The following is a 24,534-nucleotide window of genomic DNA, read 5'->3' as shown; positions in this document are numbered from 1 at the left end:
CCTGTTGCTCATCTACAAGTTCGCCACCTCCCGCACTCGGACCCTCTAGTAGCCGCGCTACCGGCCCAGCAGATCGGGCGGTCCGAAACCGGCGGCATGATGGGGTGATGGCGTCAGCCTCGACCACCATGACCGCCTGGCAGGTTCGCCAACCGGGCCCGATGGAAACGGTTCCGCTGCAACGAGTTACCACCGAGGTGCCGCGGCCCGAACCGGCCGATCTGCTGGTCGCCGTCCGAGCGTGCGGGGTCTGCCGTACCGACCTGCACGTCACCGAAGGCGACCTGCCCGTTCACCGCGACCGGGTGACGCCAGGCCACGAAGTGGTCGGAGAAGTCATCGAGGTGGGGTCCGAAGCGGGCGATGATTTCGTGGTGGGGGATCGAGTGGGTGTCGCGTGGCTGCGGCACACATGCGGCTTCTGCAAATACTGCCGTAGCGGCCGCGAGAACCTTTGCCCGAATTCTCGGTACACCGGTTGGGACGCCGACGGCGGCTACGCCGAATTCACCACGGTGCCAGCGGCATACGCACATCACTTGCCCGGCGGCTACAGCGACACCGAATTAGCGCCGCTGCTGTGCGCCGGCATCATCGGATACCGTTCGTTGCTGCGCGCCGATCTGCCGCCCGGCGGCCGTCTGGGCTTGTACGGGTTCGGCGGCAGTGCCCATATCACCGCGCAGGTGGCGTTGGCCCAAGGTGCCGAGGTGCACGTGATGACCCGGGGGGAGCGCGCTCGCGAGCTCGCGTTGGAGCTGGGCGCCGCCTCGGCGCAAGACGCCGCCGATCCACCGCCGGTGCACTTGGATGCCGCGATCCTGTTCGCCCCAGTCGGCGATCTGGTGTTGCCCGCACTGGAGGCGTTGGACCGGGGCGGCACCCTGGCCATCGCCGGAATCCACCTGAGCGACATTCCGGCAATGAACTATCAGCGTCACTTGTTTCAAGAGCGTCAGGTTCGGTCGGTCACATCGAACACGCGGGCCGACGCGCGGGCGTTTCTGGACTTCGCCGGCCAGCACCACATTCGCGTCACCACACCGGAATATCCACTGGCGGAAGCGGACCGGGCGCTGACCGACCTCAGCACCGGACGCATCGCCGGAGCCGCGGTGCTGTTGGTGTAACCGTTCAGGTGGACAGGTGCCAGACCAGAGCCGCGGCCAGGGCACCCATCCCGTTCAGCGACCAGTGCAGGGCGATCGGCGCAATCAGGCTGCCGCTGCGCCGGCGCAGCCAGCTGAACACGAATCCCGCTGCGCCGGTGGCCAGCACGGCCAGGGTGACGCCGGCCAGCACTCCGAAGACGCCGCCGCCGAACAGTCGGGTGAAGCCGACGTTGTTGCTCGTCAGCCCCAACGACGTCGCGACGTGCCACAGCCCGAACAGCAGCGACCCGGCCATGGCGACACCGCGGAATCCCCAGGCGCGGTCCAACGCCCCGTGCAGCACACCACGAAACGCCAACTCCTCGGGGATGACAGTCTGCAACGGGATGATGACCATGGAAGCGACCAGAGCGCCCGAGACGGTCGCGTAGTGGTTGTTCAGAAACATCGGCCTGGTCAGCGGCAACAGCACACCGACAGCGATCACCGACACTACGACGGCCGTGGCGGCCAGCGCGTATCCCATGCCCGACTTCCAGTGTTCGCGCCCCAAGCCGAGGTCGACCCAGCCCAAGCCCCGGTATCGAACCAGCGCCACCAACCCGACCGCAGCGGCCGGCACGGTGGCCACGCTCGCCCACGGTGTGGTGAAGTGCGCGACCAAATTGGTCAACACCAACACCGCGATCACCACGGCGATGTCGACATGAAGCCGGAATCGGTCCAGGGAGGAGTCGAGGGAGGAAACAGCCTCAACGGGCGTCGCGGCGTGCTCAGACATCGTCCGCCGAGTTTACCCGCGCGAACGGGCCTCAGCCGTCGGCCGCGGCGAGCCGGCGGCGCGCATAGGACTTCAGCTCGGCGGATAACGCGTCGGCTTGCAGCAGCCGGGGCAGCAGTTCGGGCTGAGACATGCGGGCCGCGAACGCGAGCGCGATGGTGACGTCATGGTCGGGGCGGTGCTCGACGGTGATGGTGTCACCGGCGCGCACGGTGCCCGGCGTGATCACCCGAAGGTAGGCGCCCGGCTTGCCGGCCTGGGTGAACGTCTTGATCCAGTGCTTGAGATTGAGGAACGCCGAAAATGTCCGGCAGGGGGTGCGCGGTGCCGAGACTTCCAGCAACAGGCCGTCGGTGCCGACGCGCCAGCGCTCGCCGATGCGCGCCTGCGTGACATCGACGCCGAGCGTGGTCAGGTTCTCGCCGAACATGCCGCCGGTGAGGGGGCGGCCAAGTTCGGCCTCCCAGACGTCGAGGTCTTCGCGCGCGTAAACGTAGACGGCCTGGTCGTCGCCGCCGTGCAGCTTCTGGTTGCCGATACTGTCGCCCACCAGCCCGCTGCCCAGGCCGGTCCGCATCGGCCCCGGTGCCCGCACCTGCACCGCGTCACTGACCGGCGCCTTGTCGATACCCGTCATCTTCGCCATCGCCCGCGGGTCGGGGTTTTCACAGAAGCGCGCCAGGTTGACGGACACTACCTTTGCCACCAGCACAGGCTAGCGGTGTCGCCGCCGCCGATCGCGCGACACCGCAACCACGGCGACGACACGCCGTTGCGGCGCGACGTGGCTGCAGTCTCGCGGCCCAGTCAGCCTCAAGCGCCCCAAGTCCAACCGCTGATCTGCGGGTCGTCCTCACCGTGATCGCGGGTATAGCGCCGCGCCGCGATGCGGGCGTCGGCCATGCGCTGGCGCAGCACCGCCGCCCGGCTGCCCAGCTGGTCGACCCGATCGATGACGTCCATGACCAGATGGAAGCGGTCGAGATCGTTGAGCATGACCATGTCGAACGGAGTCGTCGTGGTACCGCGTTCCTTGAATCCGCGTACATGCATGTGGTCGTGTCCGGCGCGGCGATAGGTGAGCCGGTGGATCAGCCACGGGTAGCCGTGGTAGGCGAAGATGACCGGCTTGTCCTGGGTGAACAGCGCATCGTATTCGCGGTCGGGCAACCCGTGCGGGTGCTCGGAATCCGGCTGCAGCCGCATCAGGTCGACGACGTTGACCACCCGTACGGCCAGGTCGGGCAGCTCGCGGCGCAGGATGTCGGCCGCGGCCAAAGTCTCCTGTGTCGGGATGTCGCCGGCGCAGGCCAGCACCACGTCCGGATCTCCGGTCGCGGTGCTGGCCCACTGCCAGATGCCCAACCCCCGCGTGCAGTGCGCGATCGCTTCTTCGGCGTCGAGGTAGGCCAGCGCCGGTTGCTTGCCCGCCACGATCACGTTGATGTAGTTGCGGCTCCGCAGGCAGTGGTCGGCCACCGACAGCAGGGTATTGCCGTCCGGCGGCAGGTAGACCCGGGTGAGCTCGGCGCGCTTGTTGGCCACCAGGTCGATGAACCCCGGGTCTTGATGTGAGGCGCCGTTGTGGTCTTGGCGCCAAACATGCGAGCTCAGCAGGTAGTTCAGCGACGCGATCGGCTGCCGCCAAGGCAGTTCCAGGCAGGTGCCCAGCCACTTCGCGTGTTGGTTGAGCATCGAGTCGACGATGTGGACGAACGCCTCGTAGCAGTTGAACAGTCCATGGCGGCCGGTGAGCAGATATCCCTCCAGCCAGCCCTGGCACAAGTGCTCGGACAGCACTTCCATCACCCGTCCGTCGGGCGCGAGGTTTTCGTCGCCGTCCTCGACGTCAGAGACCCACACCCGGTCGGTTGCCCCGAACACCGCGTCCAACCGGTTGGAGGCGGTCTCGTCGGGTCCCATCAACCGGAACCGGTCGGGGTTGCGCTTGATGACGTCTCGCAGGAAGGTGCCGAGCACTCGCGTTGCCTCGTGCACCTTCACGCCCGGCTCATTTACTTCGACCGCGTAGTCGCGGAAATCCGGCAGGTCCAGGTCGTGCAGCAGCAGGCCGCCGTTGGCGTGCGGGTTGGCGCTCATCCGACGATCCCCGGTGGGGGCGGCGGCCTTCAACTCCGGTCGCAAGGCGCCGTCCTGGTCGAACAGGTCCTCGGGCCGGTAGCTGCGCAGCCACTCCTCGAGTTGCGCGCGGTGCTCGGGGTTGTCGTGCGTGGCGGACAACGGCACCTGGTGGGAACGCCAGGTGCCCTCTACCTGCTTGCCGTCGACGACCTTCGGACCGGTCCAGCCCTTGGGGGTGCGCAGCACGATCATCGGCCACACCGGACGCTCAGTCTGCTCACCGCCGCGCGCGGCGTGCTGAATGGCGGCGATGTCGTCGAACGCATCGTCCAGCGCGGCCGCCAGCTGCTGGTGCACGGCGGCGGGGTCGTCGCCGTCCACCGTGATCGGACGATAGCCATACCCGCGCAGGAGTGATTCGAGCTCGGCGTGCGGGATGCGGGCCAGGACAGTGGGATTGGCGATCTTGTATCCGTTGAGGTGCAGGATCGGCAACACCGCGCCGTCGACGGCGGGGTTGAGGAACTTGTTGGAGTGCCAACTGGTCGCCAGCGGGCCGGTTTCTGCTTCGCCGTCACCAATGACGCAGGCCACCACCAAGTCCGGGTTGTCGAACGCCGCGCCGTAAGCGTGCACCAGCGCGTAGCCCAGCTCACCGCCTTCGTGGATGGATCCGGGCGTCTGTGCGGCGACATGGCTGGGGATGCCGCCGGGGAAGGAGAACTGCCGAAAAAGCTTGCGCAGGCCCTCGGTGTTCTCCTCGATCCCGGTGTACACCTCGCTGTAGGTGCCTTCGAGGTAAGCGTTGGCGACCAACCCGGGACCACCGTGGCCCGGCCCGGTCACGTAGATGACGTTGGCGTCGCGATTGCGGATGACGCGGTTGAGATGGGCGTAGATCAGGTTGAGCCCCGGCGTGGTGCCCCAGTGCCCCAGTAACCGGGGTTTGACGTGCTCGGTCGCCAGCGGTTCGGTGAGCAACGGATTGTCCAGCAGGTAGATCTGGCCAACCGAGAGATAGTTGGCCGCCCGCCAATAGGCGTCGATCAGGGTGAGTTCGTCGTCGGAGAGGGTTGCCGGTACGGCAGCGGATGCTGAGCTCATCAGGAACGGGTTTACTCCCCTTCGCCGCGGGCGCGCGACTCGTAGGCCCGGCGCTTGGCGACATCGACGTCATCGGTGAAAACGTGTTCGCCGCCGAGTATCCGGTTCAATCCCTCGGCAAACGGGCGAGGCATGAACTTCTGCGACACGACCATCGCGCCCGCCGCTTTGGTGATCCGCACCCGGGGTCTGGGCCGGGCTATCAGCCCGACGATGGCGTCGGCGATGTCCGAGGGTTCGGCGTTCTTAAAACCTTTGATCCCCGAGGTGCCGGCAACCAGCTCGGTGTTGACGAAGGACGGCAACACCATCGAGAAGTGCACCCCGGCCGATCGGTACTCCAACCGGGCCGAGTCGGTGAACGCGACGACCGCGTGCTTACTGGCGCAGTAGGTGGCCAGCCCTACCGCGTAGATCTCCCCGGCCAACGACGCGACGTTGATCACGTGGCCCTGACGGCGTGGCACCATCCGCTCGGCCGCCAGCTTGCTGCCCAGGATCACCCCGTAGACGTTGATGTCCAGGATGCGTCGCGTCACCGCGTCCGGCTCGTCGATGATCCGGCCTACCGGCATGATGCCCGCGTTGTTGACCAGCACGTCGACGGGTCCGAGTTGACGCTCGACTTGGTCGAGGAACTCGGTGAAGGATTCCCGGTCGGTGACGTCGAGCCTGCCGTGCACGTCCAGACCCAGGTCGGCGCCGGCTTCCTTCACCGTCGCCTCGTCGATGTCGCCGATGGCGACCTTGGCGCCCAGCCGGTGCAGCGCGGTCGCGGTCGCCAAACCGATACCTCGCGCCCCGCCGGTGATGACGACGACCTTGCCGCGGACCTTCAGGCCCAGGGATTGCGCGTCCTTGCCTGCCATTGCCGTCCTCCCAGAGATTTGACGGGTGTCAACTCGAGTAAGCAGAACACTCGTCGCCGCTCAGTGCAACAACCCGGCCGTCGCTGCGGCCGGTCAAACTGGCAAGCCACGCGCTGTCATCAGCGCCTCGGCCGTGCGTCGTCCGCTGACCAGCGCTCCCTGGATGGACGCGGTATCGCGGTGATCGCCACACCACCACAAGCCGTCGCTGATGCGGACCGACTGCCGAACGCGCAGCGGCGGCGGCTGAGCCGGCAGCGCGTGTCGGATGACGTGTCGAGTCACCAATTCCCAGCCGTGCCCGTCGCCGCCCAGGATGTCCGCGGCGTGGCGGCGCGTCACCGCCTCCGGCGGCTCTGCGCCGTCGTCTGTCAGCAGGGCCGACGCGCTGATCAGGTGGCGTCCTTGCGGCGCGTAACTGGGTACGGCGGCGCTGATGACCGCGGTGTTCAGTACCGGCCCGGACGGTTTGGTCCGGCCGTCCACCCACAGCATCGGCAGCGGCGCAGGCGCCTCGCTGGTGCTCCACCAGTCGGTGACCACCGCGTGCGTGCGAGGCGCCGGATGACCGGTCAGCGCGGCGGCCTGCAGCGGGTCGGTCGCCACCACCACATCTCGGGCCTTGACGGCGTGGTCGTCACTGCGCACCAGCCATCCCTGCTCAGTGCGCTCGACGTGCGTCGCCGTGCGGTTGAGCACCACACGATCCGCCAGTGGCTCGGCAAGCTGGCGCGGCAGCGCCCGCATGCCGTCGGCGGGCAGACCCGGGACTCCGAGCGCGAAGGAGCGGGCCAGCAGCAGGCTGAAGGCGTTCGACGTGGCACCAGTGTCCTCGAGCAGCACTCCGGCCAGAAATCGGTCGATGACGCGACGGGATAAGCCGCGCACACCGCAGCGATCCAAGGCCTGGCGCAGCGTCTCGTCGCGATCACTCGTCTTCAATCGACGCGGTCGCAGTGCGGGACTGGCCCACCGCGCCAGCGCCAGCGTTTCCCGCGGTCCCACCGCGCGGGAGGCGATCATCTTGGGCACCCGCGCGGGTTCGCGCAGTGGGTGCACCAGCACCGCGGCGTCATGCTCGCGCCGCACCGCCACACCCGCGCCAAAGGTTTGCAGGTCAAGAGCGGCGATGTCCACGGCGCGTCCCAGTTCCGGATAGGCGGGGTTGAGGACCTGGAACCCCCGGTCGCAGCGGAAGCCGTCGATCACATCGGTGCGTACCCGGCCGCCCACATCGTCGCCGGCCTCCCACACGCCGACCTCGCGCCCGGCCGCGGCGAGCACGTTCGCACACCGCAATCCGGCCAATCCGGCGCCGATCACCAAGACATCGAGGTCGCCTGTGCCCATGCCTGCCAACCTCTCCGCGCGTATCGCACGCCTCCCGCACGCCACTCAACCACATGTCCGGAGTACGGCCGCGGATCGCGCGATACTGCAGGCGTGATGCACGTTCGGCCCGCGGTCGCCGAAGACGCGCCGGCGGTCGCCGCGGTACACGTCCGATCGTGGCAGTGGGCCTATCGCGGACTGATCGCGCAGGACTACCTCGACAACCTGTCGCCCGCAACGTGGGCCAGCCGCTACACCTTCGGTCGTGTCGGTGTGCGGTTGCCGTCCACCCTGGTCGCGGTCGACGGCTCGGCCATCTGCGGCTTGGCAACCACTGGTCTGTCCGACGACTTGCCGAATTCCGGTGAGTTGATGGCGCTTTACGTCGACCCGGCATACCTGGGCAGGGGAGTGGGGCGTTCGCTGATGATCGCCGCCCGGCGCCGGCTGCGCGCCTTGGGTGTTGCCGGAGCGTCGTTGTGGGTGCTGGCGGGCAACGACCGGGCGCGTCGGTTCTACGAACGTGACGGCTGGGCATTCGACGGAACTCGGCGGACGGGCAATTACGGCGATTCGCCGGCGGAGGAACTGCGCTACCAGCGCGCGCCGGTCTGAGTCGCTGGCCGCCCCGCCGCGACGACTACCGTGGCCCCATGACCGACGGGTTGCTCGACGCCGTCTGCGTGCTCGACTTGTCCTGCGGCGACGCCGATTCGGTGACCCGCCTGCTTGCCGACCTGGGTGCCGACGTGCTGAAGATCGAACCCAAGGGCGGCTGCCCAACCCGCGCCGCACTACCGACCGTCGCCGGATCGAGCATCGCGTTCACCCTGCACAATGCGAACAAGCGCAGCGCCGTGCTGGAGCCGGGCAACGCAGAGGATCGTCGCCGGTTCTTCGACCTCGCCGCCACCGCCGACATCGTGGTGGACTGCGGGCTTCCCGGTCGGGCCGCGACGTATGGGACGTCGTGCGCCGAGCTGGCCGATCGCTATGAGCACCTAATAGCGCTGTCGGTCACCGACTTCGGGATGACGGGCCCGCGATCGTCGTGGCGCGCCACCGATCCGGTCTTGTACGCCATGTCAGGCGCACTGTCGCGCTCAGGGCCCAGCATCGGTACCCCCGTCCTCCCACCCGAGGGCATCGCGTCGGCGACCGCGGCCGTCCAGGCGACCTGGGCAGTCCTGCTGGCCTACTACCACCGACTTCGCAGCGGCAGGGGTGACTTCATCGATTTCTCCCGATTCGACGCGGTCGTCATGGCCCTCGATCCGCCGTTCGGGGCGCACGGGCAGGTCGCGGCCGGCTCCACCGCCACCGAGCCGTGGCGGGGACGCCCGCAGAATCAGGACGCCTACCCGATCTACCCATGCCGCGACGGCTACGTTCGGCTGTGTGTGATGGCGCCGCGGCAGTGGCGGGCGTTGCGCGGCTGGCTGGGGGAGCCGCAGCAGTTCCAAGATCCCAAGTACGAACTCATCGGGGAACGTCTCGCGGCTTGGCCCCGAATCAGCGGTCTAGTGGAGACGTTGTTCGTTGACCAGACGATGAAGGACCTGGTGGTGGCGGGCCAGGCCCGCGGAGTCCCAATCGCCGCAGTGTTGACGCCGTCGCGGATCTTGGCCTCCGAACACTTCGCCGCGGTGGACGCCATCACCGACATCACATTGGCACCCGGCGTCACCGTCACCGCGCCGACCGGATATTTCGTCGTCGACGGGCAACGTTGCGGCTTGCGGCAGGCGCCCCCGGCACCCGGCCACGACGAATCGGCTTGGCGCAGTCAGCCGGCCCCGACACCGCGGCCAGGTCCACCAAGCGACTACCCGTTGCACGGGTTGCGCATCTTGGACCTCGGGATCATCGTCGCCGGAGGCGAGGTCGGCCGGTTGTTCGGCGACATGGGCGCCGAAGTCATCAAGATCGAAAGTGCCGATTACCCAGACGGGTTGCGGCAGGCCCGTGTCGGGGACGCGATGAGTGATTCGTTCGCGCGCACGCACCGCAACCAATTAGGGCTGGGCTTGAATCTGCGCAACGATGAAGGCAAGAAGATCTTCGCTCGCCTCGTCGCCGAAGCCGATGCGGTGTTCACCAACTTCAAACCCGGAACCCTGACCGCACTGGGTTTCTCCTATGAGACGCTGCGCGCCTTGAATCCCCGGATTGTGCTCGCCGGCAGCAGTGCCTACGGGCACCACGGACCGTGGACCAACCGACTGGGCTACGGGCCTCTGGTGCGGGCCGCCACCGGCGTGACCCGGCTTTGGACGTCTGACGAAGCGCCCCAAGACGCCGCGCGCCATGCTTTTTACGACGCGACGACGATCTTTCCCGATCACGTCGTCGGTCGGATCACCGCGATCGGGGCGTTGGCGGCGTTGATCCGTCGCGAAAGCAGTGCCTCGGGCGCCAATGTCCATGTCTCCCAAGCCGAAGCGGTCGTCAACCAGTTGGACACGTTGTTCGTCACCGAGGCCGCCCGGGCCGGTGGCATCGACGACATTCGCGCCGACACCAGCGTCCACGCCGTCTATCCGTGCGCGGGTGACGACGAATGGTGTGTCATCTCCATCCGGTCCGACGACGATTGGCGTTTAGCCACAAACGTTTTCGGCGAGCCGGAGTGGGCGGCAGACGAGCGCTTTGCGACCGGCGCGGCGCGGGTTTCCTACCGTCGGAATTTGGTCGCTGCGGTGTCGACTTGGACGCAGACCCGCACGCCGGTGCAAGCCGCCACCGTGTTGCAGGCCGCCGGTGTACCGGCCGGTCCGATGAACCGCCCAGCAGATCTCCGGTCCGACCCGCAACTGCTCGAGCGCACTGTGCTGCGCGACTTGGTGCACCCGCTGATCCAGCGTCCGCTGCCCGCCGAGACGGGCCCCGCGCCGTTTCGCCACATTCCGCCCGCACCACAGCGCCCCGCGCCGCTGCCCGGCGAGCACACCCGGCAGATATGCCGCGACCTGCTCGGCATGACCGGGGAGGAAATCGAGCGGCTGATCGCCGATCGAGCGTTGTTCGTGCCGGCCGACAACACCTAGAGCGCCTAGCAGCGCGCCAGGGTGCGGCGCCGCCTCGACTACCCCCGCGATAGGTTCGAGGGCATGCCCGTCGATCCCAGGACTCCGGTGCTCATCGCGTCCGGCCAGGTGAACCATCGCGACGAGATCGACCCGGAAAAGCCGTCCGTCGAACCGGTCGACCTGATGGTGGCCGCCGCCCGACAAGCGGCGGATCCTCGGGTGATCGAGGCCGTCGACTCCGTCCGCGTGGTCAATATCTTGTCCGCCCACTACCGCAATCCCGGTCTGCTGCTGGGCGAACGCCTGGGCCTGAAGGACTACCACGCCGGCTACAGCAGCGTGGGCGGCAACACCCCGCAATCGCTGGTCAACCAGGCCTGCCTGGACATTCAACGGGGCAACACGCACACCGTCCTGATCGCCGGCGCCGAGACATGGCGCACCAGGACCGGCCTCAAAAAGCTGGGCGCCAGGCTGGTGTGGACCGAGCAAGACAGCTCCGTCCCCATGCCGCAGGTCGCCGATGACGACGTCCCGATGGCCGGTGACGCCGAAATCAAGATCAAGCTTGATCGACCGGCCTTCGTCTACCCGCTGTTCGAGCAGGCGCTGCGGCTGGCCAACGGCGAGTCGACCGACGACCACCGCCGGCGCGTGGGCGAGCTGTGGGCGCGGTTCAACGCGGTAGCGGTCGACAATCCGAACGCCTGGATCCGTAAACCGGTGAGCGCCGAGGAGATCTGGCAGGCCGGCCCGGACAACCGCATGATCAGCTGGCCGTACACCAAGCTGATGAACTCCAACAACATGGTGGACCAAGGCGCGGCCCTGGTCCTGACGTCGGTCGAGCAGGCTAGGCGTCTGGGCGTGCCCGAAGAACGGTGGGTCTACCCGCACGCGGGCACCGACGCGCACGACACCTCGGCCATCGCCGAGCGCGCCGAACTGCACCGGTCACCGGCGATCCGCATCGGCGGCGCGCGGGCGCTCGAGCTGTGCGGGCTGGGCATCGACGACGTGGACCATGTCGACCTGTACTCCTGCTTCCCCTCTGCCGTGCAAGTCGCCGCCGCCGAGCTGGGCCTGCCGGTGGACGATCCCGCCCGGCCGTTGACGGTGACCGGCGGGCTCACGTTCGCCGGCGGGCCGTGGAGCAACTACGTCACCCACTCCATCGCCGCCATGGCCGAGCTGTTGATCGCCAACCCCGGCCGGCGTGGTCTGATCACCGCCAACGGCGGCTTCCTGACCAAGCACAGCTTCGGCGTCTACAGCACCGAGCCGCCCGCGGAATTCCGCTGGGAGGATGTGCAGCCGACGGTCGATCGCGAGCCCACCCGCACCGGGCTGGTCGAATGGGAGGGCGTCGGAACCGTCGAAGCCTGGACGACGCCATTCGACCGGGACGGACGACCGGAGAAGGCGTTCGTGGCGGTGCGCACACCCGACGACTCGCGCGCCTTGGCGGTCATCACCGATCGTGCCGACGTTGAATCGACCGTCACTGAAGACATCGGCGGCGCGAAGGTTGCGGTAGCTGCCGACGGCAGCGCGGTACTTCAATAGCAGCCGGTCGACACCGCACAGTGCGGCAACTTTGCGCGAGGGTCACAGTTAGGGTCACGTTCCAGACTCAAATGTCGCGCAGCCACCGCCGCCTGCCTATTGTCATCACGAGACGTCGGGGGAGGTGAGGCCAGGTGCAAATCCTGGTTACCGACGCCACCGGCGCCGTTGGGCGGCAGGTCACGCGCCAGCTGGTCGCCGCCGGACACAGCGTCAGCGGCATCGGCCCGCGTCCCCATCAGGCTCTGCACAGCGACGTCGAATTCGTTTGCGCGCCGCTGCACCATCCCGTGCTTTCAGAGTTAGCCGCCGACGCCGACGCTGTCATCCATCTCGCCCCAGTGGACAGCACCGCACCGGGTAGTGCCGGTATTCCCGGTGTCGCCCAAGTCAGCCAAGCCGCCGCCCGCGCGGGCGCGCGAATGCTGCTGGTGACCCAGGCCGCCGGACGTCCGGACCTCTATGGGCAAGCCGAATCGCTGGTGTCGACTGGGTGGACACCGGGCTTGGTGATCCGAATCGCCCCGCCGGTCGGCCGCCACCTCGACTGGATGGTGTGCCGCACCGTGGCCACGTTGATGCGCAACAAAGTCTCCGCGCGCCCGATGCGGGTGCTGCACCTCGACGACCTGGTCCGTTTCGTCGTCCAAGCGGTCAGCACCGACCGCACCGGCGTGGTCGATCTGGCCACTCCGGACACCATCAACGTGGTGACCGCGTGGCGGTTACTGCGGTCGGTCGACCCGCGACTGCGGCTGCACGGCGTCCGTAGCTGGGACGAGCTGATACCGGAGATGAATACCGCTGCCGCGCGAGAAGATTGGAACTTCGAGTTCGGCTGGCAGGCGCTCGACGCGATCGTCGACACCGGCCGCGGGTTGGCGGGGCGCAGACTGCACCCGTCCGGCGCGGTAGCCGGATCAGGCCTGTTGCCCCTGCCGGTGGAGGCGCCGCACCGCTCCCAGCCACCACTGCTGGACTCCGCCGCACCCGACGGGCTGGAAGGCCAATTCGACGACCGGATCGATCCGCGGTTTCCGGTCTTCAGCGCCGCCGCCTTAGCCGAGGCATTGCCCGGACCGTTGACTCCGGTAACGCTCGACGTGCAGGTGAGCGGGCTGCGCGCCGCGGGTCGGGCGATGGGTCAGGTGCTTGCCGTTGGCGACGTCGTCGCCGAGGAGTGGGCGCATCGAGCCATTGCGGTCTTCGGTCACCGACCCTACGTCGGAATCTCAACGAATGTCGTTGCCGCGTCGCAACTTCCGGGCTGGAATGAACGCGCTGTCACGCAGCGCTCCCTCGGCGCCCAGGCCGAAGTCACCGAACTACTGCCGATGGGCCGCCCCCCGGTCGCGGCCGGACCTCTCGGCTCGGTCACCAAGGTGGTCGTGACAGCGCGATCGCTCGCGCTGTTGCGGCACCTGCGGGCCGACACCCAGGCCTACCTCACCGCCGCAACCACCGAGCACCTTGACGCCCCGCAACTGGCCTCATCGCCCGAGGCCGTCTTGGAAGTGCGAATCGGCCTGCTACGCAACCGTATTCACCAGGGCTGGATACTGACCGGGCTGTGGGTTCTCGACACCGGCATCAGAGCAGCACTGCTGGAACACAACCCCGCCGAGGCACGCGTATCGGGGTTGGGCGCCATCATGGAAAGCAGCCGGATCGCCGCCGAGACAGCCGCGCTCGCGGACGTATTGCGGGCCGACCCGCCATTGTGCGGGCTAGCCCGGGAAGGCAACGCCGCCAGTATTCGCGCCCTGTCTCCGGCCGCGGGCGCCGCACTTGATGCGGCCGTCGCGCAACTGTGGCACCGTGGTCGCGGCGAAGCCGAGTTGGCCAACCCGACCTTCGGTGATGATCCGGCGTCGCTGCTGATGATGGCAGCTGAGACCGCGACCAGTCCCGCGCCGCCGCGGCCACCGGCTAAGTTCAGTCAGCGGCTGACCGCCAGTGCCCGCGGCTCGCGGGAGTTGGCTCACGACACCACCCTGCGTTTCACCCATGAACTCCGGATGACTCTGCGCGAATTGGGATCTCGTCGCGTCGCCGCAGACCTGATCGACGTCGTCGATGACGTGTACTACCTGACGTGCGACGAGTTGGTCGCGATGCCTGCGGACGCCCGGTTGCGGATCAAGCGCCGCCGCGCCGAGCGAGAACGTCTGCAAGCCCAACATCCGCCCGACGTCATCGACCACACCTGGAAGGCCGAGTAGCCGAGGGTCGCGCGTTCAGCTCAGCAATTCGCGCAGCGACAACGCATTCCGCACGGCGTGGCCGCCGATGTCGTTGTTGAAGTACATCCACACATCACGGCCCTCGCCGTCCCACTCGGTGATGCGCTCCGCCCACCATCGCAGGTCGCTGTCGGTATAGGAACCGGTGTACAGCGACGCCGGTTCGGGCCCGTGCATGCGGATGTACACCAGGTCTGTGGTGGCGCAGGGGACACAGGCAAGGTTGGCACCGCTCATCACCACATAGGCGGCGCGGTGGCGTTCCAGCAGCTGGTAGACCGCCGGGTCATTCCACGACGGATGCCGCAATTCGACGGCGACCCGGATCCACTGCGGCATGCTGGCCAGGAAGTGATCCAGGCGCGCGTCATCGCGCTGCTGCTCCGGATGCAATTGCACCAACAGCACTCCGCGACGATCACCCAGTGCCTTCCAGCATCGCTCGAACCGCTCAATCCAGGGTTCGGGGTTGGCCAGCCGGCGGTAGTGCGTCAGACCGCGGTGCGCCTTGACCGAGAAGGTGAACCCGTTGGGCACTCGGTCTCGCCAGCCGGCGAACGTCGCATCTTTGGGCCAGCGATAAAAGCTGGCGTTCAATTCGACCGTGTCAAAGACCTCGGTGTAACGGGCCAAGCGGCGTGCGGCTGGCAAGCCCGGCGGGTAAAGCACCTCGGCCCAGTGATTGTAGGACCACCCAGAGGTGCCGATTCTCACAGTCACGGCCGGTTCAACCGGTCACCTGCCGGCGCACATCCTCATCCAGCGACGCACGCACCAGGGCGGCCGCAAGTTCAGCGCTGGCGTTGCGCGGGGCCAGCGCAGCGAGCTTGGCGGGATCGGTCGGCAAGCCGAACTGCTTGGCCGTCGCGGTGGCCCGATCGTCGAAGTACGGGCGCACCCAGGTCCAGACGTCCTGTATCTCACGCAAATAGATATCGGCCCCGGTGTCGCCAATGCCCTCGAATCTCTCCAACATTCGCTTGGCCGACTGCGCGTCGCGGTCACTGCGCCGAGCCAGCTCCCTGAGGTCACCGGAGAATTCGTCGCGCACTCGCTCGGCGATGTCGGCGAGTCGAGTGGCCGAGCTTTCGTCGTAGCGCACGTAGTGGGCACGACCGAAGGCGCTGATCATGGTGCTCCGTTCGGCGGCCAGCACGGCTTTCGGCGTGCGCAGGCCCGTCTTGAACAGTTCGCGCGCAGCACGCATAGCGATGGTGGCGTCAATCGGCTTGCTGGCCAACATGGACAACACCAGCAGCTGGAACAGCGGCATGGGTTTGTCGTCAAGGCGGATGCCGGCCTCGGCCGCATACGTGGTGCCGGCAACCTTGAGCAACCGCCGCACCACTTGCCGCGACTTGTCCATGGTCAGCGGCGTACCCCGACGGCGACATGGCAAACCGGAGGCATCATTTGGCGGGCAAGGACAGCGCATAGGTGACACCACGCGAAACCCAACGCTCAAGTTGCCGTTTGGTTTTCACTCCCTCAGCGTCGACACGCAGCCAGCCTCGGGTTTCCCGGCCCGCCATCACCATCGGACTGACATGGGCTCGACCGAGCAGTTCGTCGGTGTCGTTTGGCGGCACTCGGACCAAGATTCCACCTTGCCCGCTCACCGCCACCGCCAGATGTCCGCCGACCATGAAGGCCAACCCACCGAACATGCGTTTCTCGTCCACCCCCGACTGCGACGCAAGCAGCTCGCGGATGCGCTCAGCGAGGTCGGCGTCGTAGGCCATCGCCGGCTCGGCAGGTGACTCGGCAGGTGACGTAGTGGGGCGAGCACGCCCCTGGTGCGAACACGAAGCAGCCGCCGCCATTAAGGCGGCGGCTGTCTTCTTCGGGTTCGCTAGGCATTCACCGCGATGAAGGCACCATCGGGCGTAATGACTCCCCAAGCCCCTGCGTCCGGGTTGAACACCACGGGGAAGGCCTGGTTGTACTGGGGAACGAAGTAGGTCGCCGGCTGCCCGTAGCGAACCGGGTCGTTGTAGTGACCCGGCGGCGGGAATCCGTTCTGTCCGGGCGGAAGCGGGCTGCCCGGCCCCAAGCAGTTGGCACCCGGCCCGTAACAGATCGGGTTGTTGTTCGGCCCCGGCACGTTCGGACCCGGCCCGTTCTGACCCGGAACGTCCGGACCAGGAATGTTCGGGCCGGGGATGTTCGGGCCTGGTCCCGGCGGATCAGCCGTCGCGAAACCGGCACCCAAGCCGAGTGCTCCTGCTGCAAGACCACCGGTCATCGCCGCACCGGCGACGAATTGCTTGAACTTCATGACCAACTCCTTCTCTGCGCTGAGCTGCTATGAGCGGCTGAACGCAAACTGGCTGTGTTCGGTTAGCCCATCCGCCCTGGTCGAGGCTTCAGGGATGACCCCCTCGCTCTCGGCTACCCCAGTCCGCGGCCAGGAAAACGCGCCTTCCCAGAAAATTTCCAGGTTTCTCCCAGCCGTCTGACATGTGATTAGCAGACTCGGCCCCGGTGGCCCGTGTGGGCGCGCCGGGGCCGGGCGGTCACGCTGCTGCCGTTGCCGTCGCGGCCACCGGCTCCAGCGCCTGCGCCACTATCTCGGCCACGTCGGTCATGGGCTTCACCGTCAGCACCTCGAGCACTTCGGCAGGCACGTCGTCGAGGTCCGGCTCGTTGCGTGCCGGAATGAACACCGTGGACAGACCCGCGCGTTGAGCGGCGAGCAGCTTTTGCTTGACACCACCGATCGGCAGCACCCGACCATTCAAGGTGACCTCCCCGGTCATCCCGACGTCGGAACGGACCGGGCGTCCGGTCGCCATCGAGACCAGTGCGGTCACCATGGTGACACCGGCCGACGGACCGTCCTTGGGCACCGCCCCGGCGGGAACGTGCACGTGAATGCGCCGGTCCAACGCCTTCGGATCAACATCCAACGCGGCGGCGTGGGAGCGGACGTAGGACAGCGCGATCTGCGCCGATTCCTTCATCACGTCACCCAGCTGACCCGTGAGCTGCAAACCCGGCTCACCGTCGGTTGCCCCGGCTTCGATGTAGAGCACATCTCCGCCCAGCCCGGTGACGGCCAGGCCGGTGGCCACACCCGGCACCGCGGTGCGTTCCGCCGACTCCGGGGTGAACCGGGGCCGGCCCAGGTACCCGACCAGGTCCGGCTCGTCGATCACCAATGGGCCTGCCGCGCCGTCGGATCCAGGGGCCAGTTTGGTGGTGACCTTGCGCAGTGCCTTGGCCAGCAACCGTTCGAACTGCCGGACCCCCGGCTCGCGGGTGTAGTCGGCGGCGATCTTGCGCAGCGCGGCGTCCGTCACAACCACCTCGTCATCACCGAGCGCCGCCCGCTCGCGCTGCCGGGGCAGCAGGTAGTCGCGGGCGATGGCCACCTTGTCGTCCTCGGTGTACCCGTCAATCTGCACCAATTCCATCCGGTCCAGCAGCGCCGACGGGATGTTCTCGATCACGTTGGCGGTGGCCAGGAACACCACGTCGGACAGGTCCAGGTCCAGGTCCAGGTAGTGGTCGCGGAAGGTGTGGTTCTGCGCGGGGTCGAGCACCTCGAGCAGCGCCGCGCTCGGGTCGCCACGGTAGTCCGACCCGACCTTGTCGATCTCGTCGAGCAGGACGACCGGATTCATCGATCCCGCTTCGTTGATGGCGCGCACGATCCGCCCGGGCAAAGCGCCGACGTAGGTACGCCGGTGCCCTCGGATCTCCGCCTCGTCGCGGACACCGCCCAGCGCGACACGCACAAACTTCCGGCCCAGCGCCCGGGCGACGCTCTCGCCCAGCGACGTCTTGCCGACACCGGGCGGACCGGCCAGCACCATGACGGCGCCCGATCCGCGACCTCCGACCACTTGCAGTCCGCGTTGGGCGCGCCGGGTCCGCACCGCCAGGTATTCGACAATGCGGTCCTTGACGTCCTCGAGCCCGTGGTGGTCGGCATCCAGGATCGCCCGCGCGGCCTGCAGGTCTGTGGAGTCCTCGGTGCGAACGCTCCACGGCAAGTCCAGCACGGTGTCCAGCCACGTGCGAATCCAGCCGCTTTCCGGGCTTTGGTCGCTGGACCGTTCCAGCTTGCCGACCTCGCGCAGGGCGGCCTCGCGCACGTGCTCCGGTAGGTCGGCCGCCTCGACGCGGGCTCGGTAATCATCAGATCCGTCCGGTTCGCCCTCGCCGAGTTCCTTGCGAATCGCGGCGAGTTGTTGGCGCAGCAGGAACTCCTTTTGCGTCTTCTCCATGCCTTCGCGGACGTCCTCGGCGATCTTTTCGTTGACCTCGACTTCGGCCAGGTGTTCGCTGGTCCAGTCGATCAGCACGCGCAGCCGCTCGGCCACGTCGACGGTCTCCAGCAGCTGGCGCTTCTGCACATCGGTCAGATACGACGCGTAACCAGAGGTGTCGGCCAGCGCAGACGGATCGGTCAGCTGGTTGACATAGTCGATGATCTGCCAGGCCTCGCGCCGTTGCAGCATGGCCAGGAGCAGCTTCTTGTATTCGGCCGCCAACGCCTTGATTTCGTCGGTCACCGGCGCCTCTGGCACCTCGGTGACCTCAACCCACAGGGCGGCACCGGGTCCGGTCGCGCCCGCACCGATGTGCGCGCGACGCTCGCCGCGGACGACGGCGGCAGTACCGCCGCCGGCAATGCGTCCCACCTGCAAGATCTTGGCCACAACGCCATGTGACGGGTACCGGTCCCCGAGTCGCGGAGCGATGAGCAGCTGACGTGACTCGCTGGCCTGCGCGGCGTCGACCGCAGCCCGCGCCGCCTCGTCGAGCGCGATGGGCACCACCATTCCAGGCAGCACGATCGTGTCGGTGGCGAACAGCACCGGCAGTGATATGGCTTCAGGCATCAATCCTCCAAAAGTTAAGCCTGATCCGCTCAACCCCGGTCTACAGCCATTTGTTCCCTCGTCGTAGTTCGCAGTGAGCTGGCAGTGAACTACGTCGCGGCGGCGCGCTGGCGGCCCCGAAGAGGCCTGCACCTCGGCGCGGTTGCCGCACGCGCTCATGCCGCTCCGCATGACCGGGTATGGCGGGTTAACAAAAAGTGAACGTGATTTGAACGTACAATGTCTGCGAAGTGGCCAGCTTGGTCGCCATAGCGGAAGGACCTCGTCGATGATCACCAAAGTGCTGGTCAGCGCTGCGATGACGCTTGGTGTGTTCGCGTTGGGCGCGGCACCCGCGAGCGCCGAGCCGGACCTCGCCGGGCCGCACAACAGCCCTTTCGGCGGTCTCACCTGTGATTGCCAAGGCGCCGTCCCGGCCAAGAGCCCCAGTCCAGCCGAAATCGATCGCGGCATCTGGACGGCCTTGTCCGGCAAGGTCGATCGGCCTCGCGATAAGTGACTACTGAGGTTGGCCCAGGCGCCGCAACTGCGTGACGTGTTTGGCAGACAACTCCTCTAAGCAACTGACGCCTAGCAGTTGCATGGTCCGGGTCAGCTCTTTTGTCAGGATCTCGATTGCGCGCCGGACACCGGACTCACCGCCGGCCATCAACCCGTAGAGGTAAGCCCGGCCGATCAACGTGCACCGCGCACCCAGCGCGACGGCGGCGGCGATGTCGGCCCCGGACATGATTCCGGTATCCAGCAGTATTTCGGTGTCCCTGCCGAGTTCGCGAGCCACCACGGGCAACAAATGGAACGGCACCGGCGCCCGATCCAGCTGACGGCCACCGTGACTGGACAAGACGATGCCGTCGACGCCGCGGTCCACCACGGCGCGGGCATCCTCGAGCGTCTGGATGCCCTTGACGACCAGCTTCCCCGGCCACTGCGCCTTGATCCAGACCAGGTCGTCGAAGGTGACGCCAGGGTCGAACATGGAGTCGAGGTACTCCGCCACCGTGCCGGGCCAGCGATCCAGCGAGGCGAAGGCCAGTGGCTCGGTGGTCAGCAGATCGAACCACCATCGTGCCCGCGGCGCCGCGTCGAGAACGGTGCGCAAGGTGAGGGCCGGCGGGATCGACATTCCGTTGCGGACGTCCCGCCGGCGAGCACCGGCGACCGGCACGTCGACCGTCACCAGCATGGTGTCGAACCCGGCGTCGGCGGCGCGGCGCACCAAGGCCATGGAACGATCGTGGTCACGCCACATGTACAGCTGAAACCACTTGCGCCCGGTCGGGGCCGCGGCCACCACGTCTTCGATGGAAGTGGTCGCCAACGTCGACAGCGAGAACGGTATCCCGGCCGCCGCTGCCGCACGGGCACCGGCGATCTCGCCCTCGGTGTGCATCAAGCGGGTGAAACCGGTCGGCGCGATCGCGAAAGGCAGCGCCACCTGGCCGCCAAGGACTTCCCACCCGGTGCGGACGTTGCTCACGTCGCGCAGGATCGCCGGATGAAACTCGATGTCGCGAAACGCTTGTCGGGCGCGCTGAATGGACACTTCGTCCTCGGCGGCACCGTCTGTGTAGTCGAACGCCGCTCTAGGGGTGCGACGTCGGGCAATGCGGCGCAGATCGTCGATGGTGAGCGCGTGGTCCAGGCGACGCTGGGTGCGGTCGAGTCGCGGCTTCTGAAATCGGATCAGCGGAGCGAGGTCACGCACCCGCGGTACGCGTCGCTGGACCGCCATTTCAATCCGTCCTCATCCTGCTCTTACCAAGCCCACGCGGGCCATGCCACCAGTGTGCAACCGTGGTCATATGGATTCGGCCAGCGACCCCTACAACCTCAAGCGCTTCGTGGACGCACAGGCTCCGATTTACCGCAGGGTTGTCGAGGAACTGCGCGCGGGGCAGAAACGCAGCCATTGGATGTGGTACGTCTTCCCGCAACTTCGGGGCCTGGGCAGCAGCCAGATCGCCAACCAGTACGGAATCTCCTCACTCGACGAAGCCCGGGCCTACCTCGGTCACGAGGTCCTAGGTCCACGGTTGCGCGAGTGCGCCCAACTGGTCGCCCAGGTCGAAGGCCGCTCAGCCCGAGAAATCTTCGGTTCTCCCGACGACCTCAAGCTGTCCTCGTCCATGACATTGTTCGCCCACGCCACCGACGACAACGCGGACTTCGTAGCGGTGCTGGCCAAGTATTACGGCGGGGGAGAAGATCAGCGCACGGTCGCCCGGCTGAACCAGGGCCGTTAGACACTCCGCAGGATGCGCCAACCATGTGGCTCCACAGCCACCGCGTCGACAGTCTCCGGCGGCGGCGCAGCGGAGCCGGCAACGACCTGAGCCTGCCCCACCTCCAGCTCACTGAGCTTGACCCGAAGTGGTTTGTCGTCGATGTTGAGCGCTACCAGCAGGGCGTCGTCTCCGTGTCGGGTCTGGTAAACATATTGCCGGTTGTCCAGGCGCAGCGCCTTGGTGTGTGCCCGATGCAACCAGGGGTGGCGGCGACGCAGCCCGATCAGGTATCGGTGCAACTCCCAGACTTGAACGTCCGCCGGATCCAACTGCGGTGGCGGCGAGCCGAATTCGGGCCGCACCGCGTCATCGCCGCCGGCCCGCTCTTCCTTGACGCCGCGCAGACCCAACTCATCGCCGGCGTAGATGCTGGGCACACCGCCCACCGTCAACAGCACCACCAACGCGTGCGCCACTTGCTCAGGCCTTTCCAGCCGGCTGGCGATGCGGCTGACATCGTGGTTGCCGATGAAGGTCAGCGGACCGAAACGGTCGACGAAGTCGTTGTGCCGCTGCATGGCCCAGTCCAACTCGAAGAAATTGCCGTCGTTGAGGCTGCTCCAGATCGCCTTCCACAGCTCGTACTGGGTCGCGGAATCGAATCGGGCGGCGTCGACCACGGCCGCATAGTCACCGTGGATCAACTCGGCGACGAACCACGCCTCCGGATGGCGGTCGCGCACTTTGGGCAGTACCTCGGCCCAAAATTTCTGCGGCGCAGCGTAAGCGGCGTCCAGCCGCCAGCCGTCGGCCCCGCGCTGCAACCAGTGCACCATGACGTCGACCACGTACTCCACGACGTCGGGATTGCGGTGGTTGAGGGTGATGAGCTCCGAATGGCCTTCGAAGGTGTGAAATCGGCCCGGACGGCCACGGAACCACCGCGCCGACGACTCATCGTGTGGCGCCTGCTGATAGTGCGCAAAGTCCAACCCGACGTGATTGAACACCCCGTCCAGCAAGACCCGCAGACCACGTCGGTGAGCTTCGGCGACAAGATAATCGAAGTCGTCGTCGTCACCGAGTCGGGGATCGATCCGGTAGTGATCCGTGGTGTCGTAACCGTGTGTGCGGGAAGCGAACACCGGACCCAGCGCGACACCGGAAACTCCCAGTTCGATGGCGTGGTCGAACCAGTCGGCGATTCGTCGCAACCGGTGTTCCCCTGGGCCCGCCGGGCTTTCCGCGGGGAAGGCGCCGACGAAGCCCAGGGGATAGACCTGCCACCAAATGGCATGCTGCACCCACGACGGGGCCACGGTCAGCCGACGGCCGTCAGCGTCTGGGCGGTGGTAACGGCTTGTGCCACACCGGCAACGATCGCCGCGGCCTTCAGCGCTTCCAGTACCGCCTCTCGGTCGACACCGGCTTCCCGCAGCGTGTGCTCATGCGCCACCATGCAGTGCGAGCATCCGTTGACCGAGGAGACGGCGAAGCTCCACAGTTCGAAGTCGACCTTGTCGACCCCGGGGTTGCCGATGATGTTCATCCGCAATCCGGCGCGCAGGTCGTCGTATCTGCCTTCCAGGAAGCCACGACCGCGGTAGAACACATTGTTCATGCCCATGATCGAGGCCGCACCCAGGGCGGCGTTGTAGGCCTCGGCCGACAGATAGTCACCCGCCTCGGCTGCGATCTCGCTGAGCACCTGGGCGTTGCGAGTAGCCGCGGCGCTGGCCAACAGGGTGCCCCACAACTGTTCCTCGCTGAGCACCGTGCTCCGCGTGATCGAGCCCAGATTGAGCTTGAGGTCCTTCGCGTACTCGGGAAGGGCGGCTTTGAGGTTCTCGACACTCATCTCGACTCCAATCAGACTCGAATTACGCTGACGCCTTGAGCAGTTCGCCGGCGTTGATCGTCGGGTCACCCTTGCGCCAGTTGCAGGCGCACAGTTCATCGGACTGCAAGGCGTCCAAGACCCGCAGCACCTCGTCGACGTTACGCCCCACCGATCCGGCGGTCGCGGAGACGAACTGGATCTCGTTGTTCGGGTCGACGATGAAGGTGACCCGGTCCGCGACGCCATCGGCGTTGAGCACGCCCGTCGCCAGGGCGAGTTCGCGCTTGATGTCCGAAAGCATCGGGAACGGCAACTTCTTGAGGTCTTCGTGCTGGGCCCGCCACTGGAAGTGGACGAACTCGCTGTCGATCGACACACCGAGGACCTGCGCGTCGCGGTCCTCGAATTCGTCGTTCAGCTTCCCGAACGCCGCGATTTCGGTGGGGCACACGAAGGTGAAGTCTTTGGGCCAGAAGAACACGACGCGCCACTTACCTTCGTGGTCGTCACTGGAAATGGTGGTGAAGTAGTCGCCGGGCTGCTTGGCGTCGACCTGAGACAGGTCGCCGCCGATCAACGCCGTCAGCTGGTAGGCCGGAAATTGTTCGCCGATTGTCAGCAGGGACATAGCTCTCCTTATTCGATATCTACACAAGGCTTTTCGAGGCTTGCGCCCTCTGTCCCCATAGTGCCTGGCAGAAACTGTGCGGTAAAGGTGATTCCTGCCACTATACTTATCGGTATGACCGATAAGAACTATCAGCCTACGCTGGCCGGGTTGCGCGCCTTCGTGGCCGTGGCCGAGAAGCAGCATTTCGGCAGTGCCGCAACCGCTTTGGCCGTGAGCCAATCCACGCTGTCCCAGGCCTTGGCCGCTCTGGAGGCTGGCCTGGACACTCAGCTCGTCGAGCGGTCCACGCGGCGGGTCTTCCTGACCGGCGACGGCCGGCGGTTGCTACCGCTAGCTCAAGCCGCGGTCGAGGCCGCCGATGCCTTCAGCACTGCGGCGGCAGGTGTCGCCGATCCGCTGCACGGCACCATCCGGCTGGGCTTGATCCCGACTGTCGCTCCCTACGTGCTGCCCGCGGTGTTGGCCGGACTGCGTCGTGAGCTGCCCGAGCTGACCGTCCGGGTGATCGAGGACCAAACCGAGCGCCTGCTGGCGGCCTTGCGAGAAGGCTCGTTGGACGCCGCGATGATCGCGCTGCCGTCCGAGGCGAGCGGCGTCACGGAAGTCCCGATCTACGAGGAAGACTTCGTCCTCGCCCTTCCGGCCGGCCATCCGCTGGCCGGCAAACACCGGGTGCCTTCGGCCGCGTTGGCCGACCTGCCGCTGTTGTTGCTCGACGAAGGACACTGCCTGCGAGACCAGGCCCTGGATGTATGCCACAAAGCCGGGGTGCGCATCGACCTTGCCGACACCCGGGCCGCGGCGCGGCGAACTGCGCCAGTTCAATGCGACTTCGGACCGCCTCCACGGGCACCGCGCTCTGCGGTA

The 24,534-nt window shown here is 67.0% G+C and carries 22 protein-coding genes; 8 read left to right on the top strand and 14 right to left on the bottom strand.

The features are described from left to right. The first annotated feature begins 107 nt into the window (after positions 1–107). Positions 108–1,130, top strand: a complete 1,023-nt coding sequence (locus A9W95_RS21295; RefSeq protein WP_067417404.1) for a zinc-binding alcohol dehydrogenase family protein — start codon at positions 108–110, stop codon at positions 1,128–1,130. 4 nt (positions 1,131–1,134) lie between these two features. Here A9W95_RS21295 and A9W95_RS21290 read toward each other — a convergent pair whose 3' ends face one another. The 5 genes from A9W95_RS21290 to A9W95_RS21270 all read right to left on the bottom strand — a co-directional run bounded on the left by A9W95_RS21290 (position 1,135) and on the right by A9W95_RS21270 (position 7,298). After that, complete coding sequence (locus tag A9W95_RS21290; RefSeq protein WP_067417400.1) at positions 1,135–1,893, bottom strand: CPBP family intramembrane glutamic endopeptidase; 759 nt, start codon at positions 1,891–1,893, stop codon at positions 1,135–1,137. A gap of 31 nt (positions 1,894–1,924) precedes the next feature. Continuing rightward, positions 1,925–2,599 (bottom strand): MOSC domain-containing protein, encoded by a 675-nt coding sequence (locus A9W95_RS21285; protein ID WP_067417413.1) that lies wholly within the window; start codon positions 2,597–2,599, stop codon positions 1,925–1,927. 107 nt (positions 2,600–2,706) lie between these two features. Further along, entirely contained in the window at positions 2,707–5,079 is a 2,373-nt protein-coding gene (locus tag A9W95_RS21280; protein ID WP_067417397.1) for a phosphoketolase, read from the bottom strand. Positions 5,080–5,090: 11 nt separating this feature from the next. Further along, complete coding sequence (locus tag A9W95_RS21275) at positions 5,091–5,948, bottom strand: SDR family oxidoreductase (protein WP_067417395.1); 858 nt, start codon at positions 5,946–5,948, stop codon at positions 5,091–5,093. A gap of 93 nt (positions 5,949–6,041) precedes the next feature. Next, positions 6,042–7,298, bottom strand: coding sequence for an FAD-dependent oxidoreductase (locus A9W95_RS21270; protein ID WP_067417392.1), 1,257 nt, complete (start codon positions 7,296–7,298; stop codon positions 6,042–6,044). Positions 7,299–7,394: 96 nt separating this feature from the next. Between A9W95_RS21270 and A9W95_RS21265 the strand changes: the two genes are divergently transcribed. From A9W95_RS21265 to A9W95_RS21250, 4 genes are all read left to right on the top strand, one after another. Then, the gene (locus A9W95_RS21265) at positions 7,395–7,895 is read left to right on the top strand and encodes a GNAT family N-acetyltransferase (protein ID WP_253851725.1); all 501 of its coding nucleotides are present in this window, start codon (positions 7,395–7,397) and stop codon (positions 7,893–7,895) included. Between the two features lie 38 nt (positions 7,896–7,933). Then, positions 7,934–10,327 carry a CaiB/BaiF CoA-transferase family protein gene (locus tag A9W95_RS21260; protein WP_067417386.1) on the top strand — a complete coding sequence of 798 codons (2,394 nt, stop codon included), beginning with the start codon at positions 7,934–7,936 and terminating at the stop codon, positions 10,325–10,327. 63 nt (positions 10,328–10,390) lie between these two features. Further along, positions 10,391–11,875 carry an acetyl-CoA acetyltransferase gene (locus A9W95_RS21255; protein WP_067417383.1) on the top strand — a complete coding sequence of 495 codons (1,485 nt, stop codon included), beginning with the start codon at positions 10,391–10,393 and terminating at the stop codon, positions 11,873–11,875. A gap of 134 nt (positions 11,876–12,009) precedes the next feature. Continuing rightward, positions 12,010–14,097: a hypothetical protein gene (locus tag A9W95_RS21250; protein ID WP_067417380.1), complete on the top strand. Its 2,088-nt coding sequence runs from the start codon at positions 12,010–12,012 to the stop codon at positions 14,095–14,097. A gap of 15 nt (positions 14,098–14,112) precedes the next feature. Here A9W95_RS21250 and A9W95_RS21245 read toward each other — a convergent pair whose 3' ends face one another. The 5 genes from A9W95_RS21245 to lon all read right to left on the bottom strand — a co-directional run bounded on the left by A9W95_RS21245 (position 14,113) and on the right by lon (position 18,968). Beyond that, complete coding sequence (locus A9W95_RS21245) at positions 14,113–14,838, bottom strand: DUF72 domain-containing protein (protein WP_067417377.1); 726 nt, start codon at positions 14,836–14,838, stop codon at positions 14,113–14,115. A gap of 7 nt (positions 14,839–14,845) precedes the next feature. Beyond that, on the bottom strand, positions 14,846–15,484 hold the full coding sequence (locus A9W95_RS21240) for an endonuclease (protein WP_067417376.1): 639 nt from the start codon (positions 15,482–15,484) through the stop codon (positions 14,846–14,848). A gap of 43 nt (positions 15,485–15,527) precedes the next feature. Further along, entirely contained in the window at positions 15,528–15,860 is a 333-nt protein-coding gene (locus A9W95_RS21235; protein WP_067417367.1) for a TfoX/Sxy family protein, read from the bottom strand. A gap of 110 nt (positions 15,861–15,970) precedes the next feature. After that, positions 15,971–16,396, bottom strand: a complete 426-nt coding sequence (locus A9W95_RS21230; protein WP_253851724.1) for a hypothetical protein — start codon at positions 16,394–16,396, stop codon at positions 15,971–15,973. Between the two features lie 238 nt (positions 16,397–16,634). Then, the gene (lon, locus tag A9W95_RS21225) at positions 16,635–18,968 is read right to left on the bottom strand and encodes an endopeptidase La (protein ID WP_067417365.1); all 2,334 of its coding nucleotides are present in this window, start codon (positions 18,966–18,968) and stop codon (positions 16,635–16,637) included. A 268-nt stretch (positions 18,969–19,236) separates the two neighbouring features. On the opposite strand from lon, the gene A9W95_RS21220 reads away from it, so the two are divergent. After that, positions 19,237–19,467: a hypothetical protein gene (locus tag A9W95_RS21220; RefSeq protein WP_067417363.1), complete on the top strand. Its 231-nt coding sequence runs from the start codon at positions 19,237–19,239 to the stop codon at positions 19,465–19,467. Here the strand turns inward: A9W95_RS21220 and A9W95_RS21215 are convergent, their stop codons facing one another. Beyond that, on the bottom strand, positions 19,468–20,703 hold the full coding sequence (locus A9W95_RS21215) for an alpha-hydroxy acid oxidase (protein WP_067417360.1): 1,236 nt from the start codon (positions 20,701–20,703) through the stop codon (positions 19,468–19,470). 70 nt (positions 20,704–20,773) lie between these two features. On the opposite strand from A9W95_RS21215, the gene A9W95_RS21210 reads away from it, so the two are divergent. Further along, on the top strand, positions 20,774–21,214 hold the full coding sequence (locus A9W95_RS21210) for a DUF1810 domain-containing protein (protein WP_067417357.1): 441 nt from the start codon (positions 20,774–20,776) through the stop codon (positions 21,212–21,214). On the opposite strand, the gene A9W95_RS21205 is transcribed toward A9W95_RS21210, so the two are convergent. The 3 genes from A9W95_RS21205 to A9W95_RS21195 are packed head-to-tail and all read right to left on the bottom strand — an operon-like array spanning position 21,211 to position 23,664. Next, complete coding sequence (locus tag A9W95_RS21205) at positions 21,211–22,515, bottom strand: alpha-amylase family glycosyl hydrolase (protein WP_253851723.1); 1,305 nt, start codon at positions 22,513–22,515, stop codon at positions 21,211–21,213. The genes A9W95_RS21210 and A9W95_RS21205 overlap by 4 nt on opposite strands. A 2-nt stretch (positions 22,516–22,517) precedes the next feature. After that, on the bottom strand, positions 22,518–23,054 hold the full coding sequence (locus A9W95_RS21200) for an alkyl hydroperoxide reductase (protein WP_067417353.1): 537 nt from the start codon (positions 23,052–23,054) through the stop codon (positions 22,518–22,520). 22 nt (positions 23,055–23,076) lie between these two features. Then, the gene (locus A9W95_RS21195) at positions 23,077–23,664 is read right to left on the bottom strand and encodes a peroxiredoxin (protein ID WP_067417346.1); all 588 of its coding nucleotides are present in this window, start codon (positions 23,662–23,664) and stop codon (positions 23,077–23,079) included. Positions 23,665–23,778: 114 nt separating this feature from the next. On the opposite strand from A9W95_RS21195, the gene A9W95_RS21190 reads away from it, so the two are divergent. Further along, positions 23,779–24,534: LysR family transcriptional regulator (locus tag A9W95_RS21190; protein ID WP_067417407.1), on the top strand; the 756-nt coding region annotated here is incomplete at its 3' end.

Origin of the sequence: Mycobacterium sp. 1423905.2 (assembly GCF_001673155.1) — a bacterium.
Taxonomy (GTDB): Bacteria; Actinomycetota; Actinomycetes; order Mycobacteriales; family Mycobacteriaceae; genus Mycobacterium.
The sequence above is the reverse complement of the archived record's forward strand: the minus strand, read 5'-3'. Positions and strand labels throughout refer to the sequence as shown.

What these genes read in the sequence shown, in the direction of transcription:
- A9W95_RS21295 (WP_067417404.1), top strand. Translation starts at nt 108, where the DNA reads ATGGCGTCAGCCTCGACCACCATGACCGCCTGGCAGGTTCGCCAACCG.
- A9W95_RS21290 (WP_067417400.1), bottom strand. Translation starts at nt 1,893, where the DNA reads ATGTCTGAGCACGCCGCGACGCCCGTTGAGGCTGTTTCCTCCCTCGAC.
- A9W95_RS21280 (WP_067417397.1), bottom strand. Translation starts at nt 5,079, where the DNA reads ATGAGCTCAGCATCCGCTGCCGTACCGGCAACCCTCTCCGACGACGAA.
- A9W95_RS21275 (WP_067417395.1), bottom strand. Translation starts at nt 5,948, where the DNA reads ATGGCAGGCAAGGACGCGCAATCCCTGGGCCTGAAGGTCCGCGGCAAG.
- A9W95_RS21270 (WP_067417392.1), bottom strand. Translation starts at nt 7,298, where the DNA reads ATGGGCACAGGCGACCTCGATGTCTTGGTGATCGGCGCCGGATTGGCC.
- A9W95_RS21265 (WP_253851725.1), top strand. Translation starts at nt 7,395, where the DNA reads ATGCACGTTCGGCCCGCGGTCGCCGAAGACGCGCCGGCGGTCGCCGCG.
- A9W95_RS21260 (WP_067417386.1), top strand. Translation starts at nt 7,934, where the DNA reads ATGACCGACGGGTTGCTCGACGCCGTCTGCGTGCTCGACTTGTCCTGC.
- A9W95_RS21255 (WP_067417383.1), top strand. Translation starts at nt 10,391, where the DNA reads ATGCCCGTCGATCCCAGGACTCCGGTGCTCATCGCGTCCGGCCAGGTG.
- A9W95_RS21240 (WP_067417376.1), bottom strand. Translation starts at nt 15,484, where the DNA reads ATGGACAAGTCGCGGCAAGTGGTGCGGCGGTTGCTCAAGGTTGCCGGC.
- A9W95_RS21235 (WP_067417367.1), bottom strand. Translation starts at nt 15,860, where the DNA reads ATGGCCTACGACGCCGACCTCGCTGAGCGCATCCGCGAGCTGCTTGCG.
- A9W95_RS21230 (WP_253851724.1), bottom strand. Translation starts at nt 16,396, where the DNA reads ATGAAGTTCAAGCAATTCGTCGCCGGTGCGGCGATGACCGGTGGTCTT.
- lon (WP_067417365.1), bottom strand. Translation starts at nt 18,968, where the DNA reads ATGCCTGAAGCCATATCACTGCCGGTGCTGTTCGCCACCGACACGATC.
- A9W95_RS21220 (WP_067417363.1), top strand. Translation starts at nt 19,237, where the DNA reads ATGATCACCAAAGTGCTGGTCAGCGCTGCGATGACGCTTGGTGTGTTC.
- A9W95_RS21215 (WP_067417360.1), bottom strand. Translation starts at nt 20,703, where the DNA reads ATGGCGGTCCAGCGACGCGTACCGCGGGTGCGTGACCTCGCTCCGCTG.
- A9W95_RS21210 (WP_067417357.1), top strand. Translation starts at nt 20,774, where the DNA reads ATGGATTCGGCCAGCGACCCCTACAACCTCAAGCGCTTCGTGGACGCA.
- A9W95_RS21200 (WP_067417353.1), bottom strand. Translation starts at nt 23,054, where the DNA reads ATGAGTGTCGAGAACCTCAAAGCCGCCCTTCCCGAGTACGCGAAGGAC.
- A9W95_RS21195 (WP_067417346.1), bottom strand. Translation starts at nt 23,664, where the DNA reads ATGTCCCTGCTGACAATCGGCGAACAATTTCCGGCCTACCAGCTGACG.